Here is a 12544-nt window from a genome sequence, read left to right on the forward strand (position 1 = left end):
CCCGCTCACGCAGCTCGTCGCTGTACTTCTTCGGTGCCGGCATGCTCTGCATCCTCCCTGAGATCAGAGCCTGCACAGAACCCGGGGCGCATCAAGGTTCCGTCCAGCTTGTACTCATACGCCCACCCCGGGCCGGTCGGCAGCCGGCCGCCGTCCGGTGTCGCGAGCATCGGCTCGATCCAGACCGGCACCCCGCCGACCGCGCCGCCTCGTGTCGCCATGACCGCCTCCGTCCCGGCCACCAGCTCCCGCAGATCGGCAGGCCGCATGACTTCGCAGGTCACCAACGTAACCCGGATAGACCACAGTCACCCTCGACTGCCGTAACCGGCTGCGCGACTCCGCAACCCGAGCACCATCCCGGTCTAACTGCGGAAACTCGGCAACGAGCGCGCAGGACTGTCCTTGGCATGGTGATCGAGCATCCCCCGATTGGGTGTTCATGATCTGCAATCTCGTCACGGACCGCTGGGGTGCGGGTTTCACCGGCGTGCGCGGTTGTCGGGACCGCGCACGGGGACCGGCGTCCTCGACGGCTGGGGAGCCACGGGAGGCCACCAGGGGATACGGTGTGCCGGGCTCGCGTCGGGGGCGAGCCCGGCACACCCGACGAGGGACGCGTGGACAACACTCCGAAGCGCCAGTTCCAGACGCGCTGAAAGCTGCCGTTCAGCGACGGCGGGAACGCGATGAACCGCCGCAGCCGCCTTCGGTTTGGTCGCGTCCATCGTGGCTCCGGCACTTCCCGCAGCATCACGCCTTCCTCAACGCCCTGCCCGAGCGGATCGATCGGGCCGAAGCCACCCGCCACGCGGCGCACGCCAGGACCGCCGAGGGCGCTGAGCAGGCGTTCCTGGTCGCGATGATCTGGGGCTACGGACCGGTCGGGTACGGCCCACTGTCGCAAAAGACGCACCGTTTGTCGCATGACTTCCGCTCGCCCTTACCCTGCTCCTGGCTGTCGTCCGGACGAACGCACGCTCATGCCGCAGTGCGTGCCTCGGCAAGTGGTGCTCGGCAGCTCAACACGGGGCCGGCCACGCGACTGACATAGTCCCGTCAGTGCAGGTTTCGACTGCACGGAACCGCATCGTCCATGGCGAGCAGGCGCCCGCCACCGCAGGGACTCAGACAACAGTTCAACCCGCCGTAGCAGTCGTCAACCACAGACAGGCCGCATCAGTGTTTTTCCAGCGAGCCCAACGCCTCCCTCGCTGCCGCCACGACAGACGACCATGCTCGCGCCCGAAGGTAGTCCTCGTCGGAAAGCTCGGTTCCCAACTCAGCGAACAGGGCGTCCAGCGCTGCCGCCAATTTTGCCATCGCATCGGCTTCCTCGCGAGAGTAAAGATAGACGCCGACGGCAGCCGCCGGGTCTTCCAACACTTGCGTATCGTCGTAAAGGATATGGATTCGATGAGTAAACTCATCGTACTGCCCAGGCGGCAACTCTCGCCGAACCCACGCAGACCACTGATACTCGGGATCCGCCAGAGCTTTCACCGCTCGAACGATCTCGTTCCGCATGGCCGGAAATCGAACGTCATTCACGGCCTACTCCAAGATGACCAGTTCTGCCATTCACTAAGCGGTATGTGCGCGTTAGTGGGATCCTGATCGATGGCACCGCTAATCGGATTACCATCACGTCCAATCACCTTGCCGTTGACGCGGACAATCACATGGTCGACCTGCTGACTCGGGAAAGGAGAATTGGGATTCCCCTGATCGATACGAACTCCGTTTCCTTGGTTTTTGGGATCCTGCCAGCGGAAACCCACGCCCTTCTTGTTGGGCTTCCCTTCGCCCCAACCTTCCGGCAGTTTACCTCCGGTCTCAGGATACCAACCCGCGCCTACACCCGCTTCGTCCGTCTTGACGGCCCGTTGGGCTGCGGCTGCTGTTTCGGCTTCCACCTCGGCTCTGGCCGCGCCTCCGACCCCGGTCGCCGCTGCGGCTTCGCCGTCCGCCGCGCTCCCCGCGCCGCCGAGACCCATCGCGCCGAGCATCAGCAAGTCCTGGAACATCTGATGGACGTTGTCGTCCCAGAACTTCGTATGCGCGCACTCTTCGTAGTTCTCGACACAGTAGAACGCAGCAATACTCTTGGCGCCCTCGATGTCGTTCGGGTTCTCCTCGAGGTGAATCCACGCCATCTGACACCCACGCGCTCCGAAACACGCGTGCTCGCTGCCGGCCCCGGTCGCCGTGTCCCAGAAATCCCGGTCATTGTAAGCAGTGCCTATCATCGACCAGTAGTTCTGCAAGCGGACATAGTCATTCGTTGTCGGCGCATACTTCGACAAATGACGATTGAGCTCCGCCCTACGCACACGCGCGTGATACGCACGCTGCTGCCTCGCCTGCCCCGGATTGAGCAACGCCGCACCGGCCAGCTCACTCTCCGGGAAGATCCCGACCAGCGTCGCCCCGCCGTGGTCGTTGTAGCTGACGCCGTACGGCACCCCGGTATTCGGGTCCTCACCACCCACCACATACAAACCCGATGGGTCGGAAAGGTTGACCGGATTGGCGTCGCTGTAGCCGTAACCGTTCATCGACTGCGGGTCGGCCGGGTTCAGCACCGGGTCGACGCTCAGGAACCGGCCGGTCGCCGGGTCGTAGTCACGCGCGCCGAGATGGGTCAGTCCCGTCGTGGTCTGGTAGCCGCCGACATAGCCGTGTTTGTCCGGCCAGGTGGACGGCGGCGCACCCCGGGTGAGGCCGTACGGGTCCTGCCAGCGCTTCGACACCGCCAGGTTCCCCGCGTCCACCGTGGCGTACGTCGTGCCCAGGTGATCGGACAGCTTCCACGTCAGCCCGACATCGCCCTTGCGAGTGGCGATCACCTGCCCGTTGTAGCTGTAGAACCGGGTGCCGAGCGCCTTCGTCCCACCGGTGGGGACGTTCAGCTCGGTGTCGCCGACGGTCAGTGTGGTCCCGGTCGGCTCGCGAGCGATCAACAACGCGCCGTCGGCGTCGTACAGGTAGCTGCTGGCCGCGCCATTGGCCTCGGTGGCGGTGGCGACGTGCCCCTCGGCGTCGTAGGTGAACGTCTGCGCCGCGCCGTTCGGACCGCGGCTCTTCGTACTCCCGCTTTCGTTGTAGCTGTACGCCGACTGCGTCGTACCCGCCGGTCCGGTCGTGTTCGTCGCCTGAACCGCGTGCGGCTGCGCGGCACCCGAGGCCGGGTAAGTGGACGTCGTTGTGATGTCACCCGCGCCCGTGTGCTGGACCTGCGTCTTCCGGTTGCCGATGTCGTCGAACGTCCAGGACGTCCAGTACGCCGCCGCGCCGCCCAGGCCGGCGGTGGTGGGTGCGGTGGTGCAGTCGCCCACGGACGGCGTCCAGGCTTGGGTGAGCCGCTGGAGGTAGTCCTGCTGGAAGCACTGGGTGTCCGCGGGCGCGCCGGCCGGGGTGTCGGTGATCTTGGTGATGCCGCCGGAGGGGTTGTAGGTGTAGACGCGGTTGGCGATCCAATAGTTCGACGACGTGGCCCGCTGGGCCTGCGTGGTGGCCAGCCGGTTCGTGCCGTCCTCGTAGGTGTTGGTGACGGAGACCTGATTCGGGTTCGCCGCGTCCTGGTAGTTGGTCCGCAGCACCTGCCCCATCGGGTTGTACTTCGTCTGCGAGACCAGCTGCGTCGCGCCACCGCTCGAGTCGGCGGCCAGCATCGTCAGCGGCACGCCCAACGTGGAGTAGCCGAACGACATCTCCTCGTCGGGCAGCCTGCCCACCGCCGGGCTGGTCGTGGTGCGCACAGCACCGGAGTTCGGGTCGTAGGTGACCCCGAACTGGTACGTCCCGGCCAGCCCGGTCTCCCCCGCCGGGATCGTCACGGTGGTGCCGGTGGACCGCCCGGCGGTGTCGTAGCCGGCGACATCCTTCCGGTACGTCTTGCCGTCCGCGTACCGGATCGCCGCGGTCGGCAGCCCGGGCAGCAGCGTGTCATAGGTCCACTCGGCCAGCTTCGTGCCCGATGTGACGTCGCCGTCGTACTCCGCGGTCTTCCGGCCGAGGTTGTCGTAGGTGTAGCTGATCTGCCGGTGCCGGGCGTCGGTCGTACTGGTCAGCTTCCCGGCGTCGTCGTAGGTGAACGTCGTCGTCCCGGTGTCCGGATCGGACGACGAGATCTTGCGGTCGTTCAAGTCGTAGGCGAACGTCCAGACGTTCTTGCCCGTGGTGTCGGTGATGCTCGCCTGCTGACCGCTGCGCGTGTAGGTGTACGTCGTCGTGTCCGTGGGCGACCCGGGAGACGTCCTCGTCGGGTCCTTGTACTGCAGCAGCTGGGTCCGCTGGCCCAGGCCGTTGGTGATCGTGGTCGTGGCGGTGCCGCCCGCCGGCGGGAGCGTCGTGGTGCGGTCGCCGTCCGGGATCGTTGTGGTGCGCCATTGTTCGGTGCCTTTGGCGAGGTACGCGGTCGCGATTGCGCGCCCGGCGCTGTCGTAGGTCGTGGCGTTGGTGTTCGGCACCGCGTTGTCCTGAACGACGAGCAGTGTCGACCCGGGTGCGGTGCTGTTCCAGTAGGAGTTGTGGTTCTTCCAGGCCCGGCCCTGGGAGTCGTAGATCGAGTCGGTGACCACCCGTCCGCCGCTGTCGTCGGGTGCGGGGTTCTGCGCCTGCACGGTCCGGCCGAGCCCGTCCACCAGGCTGTAGGAGCTCGCGTACTGCCCGTTCGCGAGCAGTCCTGCGGTGACGATGGTGCTGGGACCGGTGTTGCTGACCGTGTACGAGTAGGTCACGTCGGCCGGCGCGTTAGCCGCCTTGCTGTGGCCCGGTTTCCAGGCCGCCAGCGTGCGGCCGAGAGCGTCGAACGTCGCGTCCGTGCGCAGACCGCTCTGGTTCGCTTCGCCGGTCAGCGCCCCGGAGACCGGGTCGAAGTCCTTGATCTCGGTGAGTTTGGTGGTGTTGGTCGCGCTGATCGGTGGGCTGGTGGTGACGATCCGGGTGACCGGGCCGCCTGTCGCCGGGGTGTATGCCGTCGTGGTCGTCAGGCCGAGTGCGTCCGCGGCACTCGTAACCCGGCCGTACACGTCGTACACCGACGTGGAGGCGGGCGCCTTGAACGTTTCCGCGCTCCCCGCGGCCCAGGACTGCAAGCCGTCGATCCGGGTCACGTTGCCCTTCTTGGGCGCCACGCCCAGGGCCTGATCGTCGTAGTAGGTCCGGGTGTCGGTGATGATGTTGTCCGGGCCCGGCGGGTTCGCCGTCTCGTCACACGGCCCCGAAACCTTCTGCACCTCGCTCGAGGAGGTCAGCAGCCAGTCGGTGGTGTTCTCCAGGTACTGCGTGATACTGCAGGTCGTCTGCTTGGGATCGGCCGTGTCGGGCTCCGTCTGGACGTGCGTGGCGAGCCCGTACTTGCCGAACGTCGTGTGCGTGCGCGCGACGCGCCAGGTGTTGGCCGCGTCAAGCCAGGTGCGGGTGCGGCTGGTCTCGGTGCCGACGTAGGCGGCGGCGCGCCCGTCGGCATCGGTGGCCGTCGGGCCCGAAACCCAGGGATCGTTGAGCGCTCCGCCGAGCGGCTTGCCGTTCAGGTAGGAGACGGTCTCGCGGACGAACCCGCGGAGCTCCTTCCGGTCGGCGATCGACTCCTTCCAGTTGTCGCTGCTCACGCTGACACTGCGCGTGCCACCGCCTGGCAAGGTGTCCCCGTCCATGCCACGCAGGTAGATCGACTCGGACACCACCGGCGGCCCAGCGGGATCGCTGCCTGCCTGACCGACAGTCGTCTTCACGTCGCCGTAGCCACGCCAGTCCGACCACGTCCGGTACTTCGGATCGGTCAGCGGGTTGTCATCGTGGTGCCACGCCGCGCCGCCGAGGTATTCGTAGTGCGTGCGTTTGACCTGGGACAACACGGTCCGGCCGTCTTCGAGCACGTCGGTGACGCGGAACTTGTTGAACCAGTCCAGGACCGGGTCCGTCGCACCGCCAGGGGTCCAGTAGACCGGGTAGCACGACAGTGTGTTGGACTCCGGACTGGCGGGCATCTGCACGCCGGGCACGCATTCCGGGTCCGCGTACGTGATCGTCGTGAGCCCGCCCTGCGGATTGGTGATCGCATCGATGCGGTTGCGCGTGATCGCCGTGTACTGGCTGTTGGCGTTGACGCGGTTGGCCTTCAGGACCCCGTGGAACGTCGTCGGATTCAGCGTGATCGCGTTGCCGACCGTGGAGGGGCTCGCGACCCGGCCGGTCTGGGTGATCGAATCCAGCCACAGCGCCGCCGGGCTCCCGTCGCCGCCGGCCGGGAACGACTGGCCGAGTGCCCAGTCGTTGACCGGTTTCCAGCCTGAGCCGCCGTCGGTGATCTGAGTCCGGATCTTCGTGTACCGCTTGCGCGAGAAGAAGGTCGGCGAGCCGTAGACGCACACCGCGCCCTGCGCGCAGATCTGCTCGGAGGGCACGTCCGGCCACGACGTCGCGGTGCCGGAGTTCAGCTGGCCGGGGTCGCACGTGACAGTGCCACTGGGCACGCACCGCTCACTCGTGTCGAAGAGCACCTGCACCGGAGCATGGCCGAAGACATCGCCGAGGGTGGTGTTGAAGCCGTATTCGATCTTCGTGAGATAGCCGCCACGGGTGTAGGGCGTCCCCGGGTCGTTCGCGGTGGAGGCGTTGCGGTTGAGCCCGTAGTTGTTGGTTTCGGGCTGGTAGTAGTAGGAAACCGCGTTGCCGTGCGGGTCGACGACGTAGTCGAGGTTCCAGCGCCACGCACGCTGGCACCACGAAGCCGCGTACGTCGCCGCGTTGCATGGTTCGCCGGAGTTGTTGCCGAACACCGGAACCGTCCACGTCGACTGGGTTTCCGCCTTGCCGCTCGCCCAGCCGGGCAGGCGGTTGAGGCCGAAGAAGTACTGCGTCCCGTTCGGGGTGGTGACCTTCCAGTATTCGTTGAACTTGTCGCCGTTCACGGTGTTCGTGAACCGCTCGACGCGCGTCCCGTCGTCGTCCTTGGGATGCCAGGTGCCGGTCGCCTTGTCGAGCACCAGATCACCGCTCGCGCCCGAGAAGGAGATGGTCGCGTTGTCGTTGAACCAGCACAGGTCGCCGGTCTTGGTCTGCCCGTTGTTGCCGCCGAGGTCCTGCGAACATCCCTTGTACGACCGCTCGATGAACCCGCCGCCGCTGAGCCCCCAGCCGTCGCCGATGCCCGACGCCTGGTTGTTCGTCGCCGAGGTGAGCCCGTCGACCGCGCTGGAGGAGTAGTCGAGGCTGATCGACGGCACCGAGCCACCCGGCCAGGATGGCGTCGTGATCGGGTAGGAGAAGCGGAAGTCGGCCGAGGAGCCGCCCGCCGTCCACGACCCGGCCGGCTTGAGATCGGTCGCGCCGAAGTTCCCGCCGCCACCGGCCGTTCCCGCCACCGCCGCGACGACCGCCGACTTCGCGGCGGCGGTATTCGCCTCGGCGGTGTTGGCCTGGGCCGTGGTCGCGGGCAGCGCTAGTTCGCCGGTCACATGGTGCGTGCGGCTGTTGTTGTCCGACGCCAGCGGCGTTCCGACGCGGCACTCGGGCCGGTCCGGAGTGGACAGCAGGCAGGACGGGTACTGGACCAGGTGCAGCCGGTCGCCGAAGCCACCGCCGTACGCGGCGCCGAAGCTCTGGTAGTCGAGGTCGAGCTGCAGCGGGCCGCCGGTGTCGCCGGACACCGGTGCCACCTGCATGAGGACGCCCTTGATCCCGGCCCTGGCCGCAGCCGTCTGGTCGAGCGTGGTGACCTTCACCGTCCCCTTCGCGGTCGCCGCCCGTGCCTGCTTCTGCCCGGCTCGCGCCACCTTGACGTGGCCGGTGCCGCTCGGCGCGGACAGGTCGACGTCACTGCTCCCGGCAGTGGGCCAGCTGGCCTGGGCGACGGCCGCGGGCGCCATCGCCTTCGGCTTCGTCACCGGCAGGAAGCCGCCGTCGGCGCCCTTGACCGAAGCGGTCTGTTGCAGGGGCGGGAGATCCCAGCCCAGTCCGTGCCATCCCGTGCCGGTCGCGGCAGCAGCCGACTGCGCCGAGCCGAGGAGCACCAGGACGACGCCGGCCGCGGTCGCCCGCAAGCGGAAACGCGCACGTCTGACGATCATGTGAACCTACCCCTGTGTGCGGAAGCCGGTACGAGATTCAGTGGCGGACGCCGAAGAGGGCGCCAGGGTCGTCGATCCTCTTGTCGATGACGATTCCGGTGTCGCTGCGAACCCCGGAGTAGACGCGGATTCCGGCGATACCACCGTAGAAGTAGTTGGTGTGCACCTTCGTCCACACCGCTTCGCCGACCAGGAGGCCACCCGTCGCCGCGCGAGCCGTGATCCCGGAGGCATTACCCGACGGTGTGTAGAGGAGACCCGCTTGACGGACGCCGTTGACGTAGAGGGCCATCGTCTTGGTGCTCAGGTCATAGGTCGCGGCCAGATGCGTCCACGTGTTGTTCACGACGTCGGAGTCGCTGAACTCGATCGACGTGCCGTTCCCGTCCGCGGTCCCGCTCGGCAGCAGGAACGACCACCGGCCGTGCACCGCACCACCGGAGTCCGTCCACGGCTGGTACCCCAGGATGAACGGCGATGCCTGGCCGTCGTCCATGCTGACGAGGGTGCGGGCGACGTTGTCGACCGCACCGCGTGCCGAGGCGTCCGCGGCCGTCCAGTCGTGGCGTACCCAGCCTTCGACGGTGAACGACTTGTCGGTACGCAGGTCCGTCGGCTTGGCCGCGTCGATGTGGCCCGTCCAGGAACTGTCGAACTTCGCCGCGCAGTCAGCGGGATTGCCGCCGCTGTCCTGTTCCGTGGCCAGCGCGACGCCGCCAGTCGCGGTGGCGCTGCCCTGCGTGACCGTGTCGTAGTACCGGGCGCCGGCCATGGCCGCGATCTGGTCGCCGCTCAGCGCCTTGCCCCACACCCGGGCTTGATCCAAGACGCCCTTGAAGAGGTTCTTCGCCCCGGGTTCACCGCCGAGGACGAACGCGCCCGCCGCGTTCCACGCCGCAGGAACGTCCGCACTCGCCTCACGTTTCCCGTTCACCGACAGGCTGATCCGCAGCGCGCCGCGATCGAACGTGCCGGTCACCATCGTCCACGCGCCGGCCTGCGGCACCGAGGTTCCGGTCGCCCACTGGGTGGCGGCGCCGGCGGTGTCCGACGGGTTCATCCCGAACGCCCACCGGTTGCTGCTCTTCGCGTATCGCAGCACGAAACCCGGCGTGTTGACGCCGTTCTGGGACAGGACCGTGTAGTCGCTGTTCAGGTCGTCGGCCTTCACCCAGGCCGACACCGTGAACGACTGCGTCGTGTCCACCACCGACGTGGCGGTGGAGCCGGATCCGGTGCCGTCCAGCTGCACCCCGCCGCCGCTGCGTCCGGTAGTCCAGGTGTACCCGCCCGTCAGGGTGATCGCGTTCGCGTTGCCGGTCGCGTCCTTCGCGATCGAACCGGCCTTCTCGCCCAGCATCCACGCCGCCTGCAACGACGTGACCCGCGACGTTCCCGCCGTCAGCTCCGGCGCGCAGCCCTCGGCGTAGCCGTAGTTCGCCACCGGCGCCGCGGTGTTGGCGAGGTCTCGCACGTCCGCCGCGGACAACGTTCGCTGCCACACCTGAGCGTCGTCGAGCGCGCCGTGGAAGAAGTCGGCGCGAGTCCCGGACCACTTCGTCGCGCCCAGCACCACCGGTCCGGTCGCGGCCCACGGCTGGGCGATCGCCGTGCTCTGCTTCGCACCGTCGACGTAGAGCGTGGCGACCTGGGTCGACGCGTCATACGTCCCCGCCACATGAGTCCACACGCCGACTTGGGGCGGTCCGCCGGAGAAGGCCCAGAGGGCCGCCGGCGTGGCCGAATCTCCCGCCGTGACGCGCATCGCCCAGGCGTTGTTTTCCTTGTTGTACTGCAGCGCGAACGGCATCGCCTGGGTCCCGTCCTGCGCGATGACGGTCTGCGAATGCGTCGTATCGGCGAGCTTCGCCCAGGCAGCCACGGTGAACGACTTCGACGCGTCGATCGCCTGGTCCGCGGTCCTGGCGTAGCCGGTCGTGCCGTCGAGACCGATCGCGCCCTTCGTGCCTTCGCCGTAGCCGTTGGTGTCCGGGTGCGTCCAGCTGTTCCCGTGGTCGTAGCCCGGCCCCGAAGTGACCCCGCCGACGGTCGTCATCGGATGCGCGGCAAGACCCGCGTTCCCCGGCGTGCCCGCAGCCGTGTCCGCCAGCGTCGTGCCCGACGGCTCGTCGGCACTCCACGCGGCCGTGAGGTTCTTGCCCGGCGTGACCGGCTCCACGTGGTACGAGCACGAAGCCGGGTCCAGTGTCGGGTTCGAATCCGTGAGCACCACGCACTGGGCGTCCGGGCTCGCAGTGCCGGCCTTGTTCACCGACTTCACCTTGATGATGTTCTGGTTCCCGTTGAGCGCGGTCGCCTTGATGCCGCCGACCGCGACCATCTTCCCGGCACCGTCGGTCGACTGCGTCGCCGGAACGCTCGGCGATCCTTGGACCTGTGGTTCGGATCCGTCGGTCGTGTAGATGAAGTGGTCGATGTCGTAGAAGTTGTCGGTGGCCATCCCGGTCCAGATGCTGAACTCGACCGGATCACCCTGCACCGCCGGATGCGTCCAGGACGGCATGGCCACCACCGGTTGCGCGGGTACCTTGCTGTCCACGGTGAACTCGCAGTTGCCGACCCAGCTCGACCAGAGCTCACCGTCGGTGGCCTGCATGGACCAGTTGTAGATGCCGTCCTCGTTGATCCAGCCCGCCGGGACCGCGGCCAGCTGCGCGGTCGCCTGCTGGTTCTGGCCCGGTGTGCCCACCGCGACCATGTTCCCGCCGTTGTCGTGCGCGTACACGTTGTGCCCCAGTGCGCCGTACGCGACCGCGAACTTCGCGTACAGCGTGCCACCGTCCGGGTCGGACACCTTCCCCGCCAGCTGCGGGTTCTTCGTGTACACCCACGGCCGGTTCGTCCCGCTCGTGCACGGCAGCAACCCGTTCTGCATGGACAACGCCGTCGGCGGGTTCGGCGCCGAGTCGTAGTTCACCTGCAGGTACGGGTTCAGCGCGAACCGCCGCCAGGTAGCCACGCCGCCGCCCTGCCCGTCCTCCACCAGCGCGAGCGACACGTTCGGCCAGCGGCCCGCCGCCGCGTCCTGCGCCGCGTGCGTAGCATCGAACTGCCCGCTCACATCCGGCGCGTTGCCGCAGTTGGCGACATTCACCGACGACATGTAGTAGCTCCAGCCCGGCTGGTTGTTCCACGTGATGTCCCCGCCGAACGGGCCGGTCAGCCACAGGTCGGTGTCCGCCGCGTTCGAACAGTTGTAGGTGTGCGTGACCGTGGTGTTCAGGCTGGCCGAATGCACGACGGTCCCGGCGATCTGCGCGGTGTTCATCTGCAGGTACGACCGCGAGGTGCCCGCCCGGTCGTCGGTTTCGTAACCCGCCTTGAGATCCGACAGAGCACCGTCGGAGGCGTTGTAGTTGCGCGCGTCCGGAAACCCGGACTGCACCACCGCATGCGCCTGCATCCCGCAGGTGGAACACCAGGTGTCCGGATCGAGGGCCACCGGGTACCGCGTCGCCGGGTCGGCGAGGAAGGCCTGGTCGGGCGTGATCGCGACCGTGTCCGAGGACAGCTTCACCCCCATGACCGCCTCGCGGTGACCACCACCTGAACCCAGCTGCCGCTCGGCCTCGGACCCCGCACCGGAGGAATCCCACATGCGTGACGCGTCACCGGCGAAGACAACCGCTCCGCTGGTGTCCTTGACCTCCAGCCCGTCTGCGGGCTTTGCACCGGAGTTCGGTGTACCGCGCCCCGCGCCCGGCGCCACGGACACCGTGGTGTTCTTGGTGTGGAGCCCGAACGGGATCTCGCGCAACTGCGGGTTCTGCGCGGCGTCCCGCGTCTTGACGACGAGGTTCTCGGTGTAGCCCTCCGGCAGCGCCCGGACCGTCAGATCCACTCCCGGAAGTACTTCGGCGTAGGTCGCGGTGTCCCCGGACAACGACGGTGCCGGGAGGTCTTTCGTCCACTTCAGACCGACCTCCTTGCCCGCCTCGCCGGCCTGCACGATGGGCTTGGCCACGGACCCGGTGCCACCCGCGTTCAGCGCGAGGTCCAGCACCGTCGCCTTCGGCGTCACCGCCCCGTCGGCGTTGCGCAAGAGCGTCGTGTCGATCGGTGTCCACGCAGGACCGTGCTTGACCCGCACTGGGTGCGTGTACTCGGTCAACGTCCACGAGCCGTCCGGATTCGCCACCGTCTGGGACGTCTCCGTCGTCATCGACGTGACCAAGACCTGTTTGCCGGCCGCACGCGCCCACGCCGAGGCCGTCGCCTCATCCGGCGCCTGGTCAGGCGCCGAAACCGCAGCCGACGCGGCCGGAGCCACCAGCACCGACAGACCGCCGATACCGACGACAGCTGCCAGGAAAAGCGCGCGCGAAGGCACGCCGAATACACTCACGAGATCCCCCTCGCCAAAGAGCACCAGCACACAGCCGGGCCCCCGACGAACCCAAGATCACCCTTACTGATCAGATCGCGAAAGGGAATAGGCCAAGCGGGGT

General features: G+C 67.8%; 5 protein-coding genes. 1 reads left to right on the forward strand and 4 read right to left on the reverse strand.

All coding sequences use genetic code 11. The features are described 5' to 3' along the window. Positions 1 to 5: 5 nt before the first annotated feature. Entirely contained in the window at positions 6 to 284 is a 279-nt protein-coding gene (locus ACZ7OH_RS44530; protein ID WP_470286493.1) for a hypothetical protein, read from the reverse strand. 158 nt (positions 285 to 442) lie between these two features. Between ACZ7OH_RS44530 and ACZ7OH_RS44535 the strand changes: the two genes are divergently transcribed. Further along, the gene (locus tag ACZ7OH_RS44535; RefSeq protein WP_470286492.1) at positions 443 to 1054 is read left to right on the forward strand and encodes an 8-oxoguanine DNA glycosylase OGG fold protein; all 612 of its coding nucleotides are present in this window, start codon (positions 443 to 445) and stop codon (positions 1052 to 1054) included. 125 nt (positions 1055 to 1179) lie between these two features. On the opposite strand, the gene ACZ7OH_RS44540 is transcribed toward ACZ7OH_RS44535, so the two are convergent. The 3 genes from ACZ7OH_RS44540 to ACZ7OH_RS44550 are packed head-to-tail and all read right to left on the reverse strand — an operon-like array spanning position 1180 to position 12441. Then, positions 1180 to 1551, reverse strand: a complete 372-nt coding sequence (locus ACZ7OH_RS44540) for an SCO4402 family protein (RefSeq protein WP_470286447.1) — start codon at positions 1549 to 1551, stop codon at positions 1180 to 1182. Continuing rightward, positions 1548 to 8075: an RHS repeat-associated core domain-containing protein gene (locus ACZ7OH_RS44545; RefSeq protein WP_470286448.1), complete on the reverse strand. Its 6528-nt coding sequence runs from the start codon at positions 8073 to 8075 to the stop codon at positions 1548 to 1550. Before ACZ7OH_RS44545 ends, ACZ7OH_RS44540 begins: the two co-directional genes overlap by 4 nt. 37 nt (positions 8076 to 8112) lie before the next feature. After that, on the reverse strand, positions 8113 to 12441 hold the full coding sequence (locus ACZ7OH_RS44550) for a LamG-like jellyroll fold domain-containing protein (RefSeq protein WP_470286449.1): 4329 nt from the start codon (positions 12439 to 12441) through the stop codon (positions 8113 to 8115). Positions 12442 to 12544: the final 103 nt, after the last annotated feature.

Source organism: Amycolatopsis sp. NPDC114478 (assembly GCF_055633805.1).

Coding starts and splice junctions, on each gene's coding strand:
- ACZ7OH_RS44535 (WP_470286492.1), top strand. CDS start 443: ATGATCTGCAATCTCGTCACGGACCGCTGGGGTGCGGGTTTCACCGGC.
- ACZ7OH_RS44545 (WP_470286448.1), bottom strand. CDS start 8,075: ATGATCGTCAGACGTGCGCGTTTCCGCTTGCGGGCGACCGCGGCCGGC.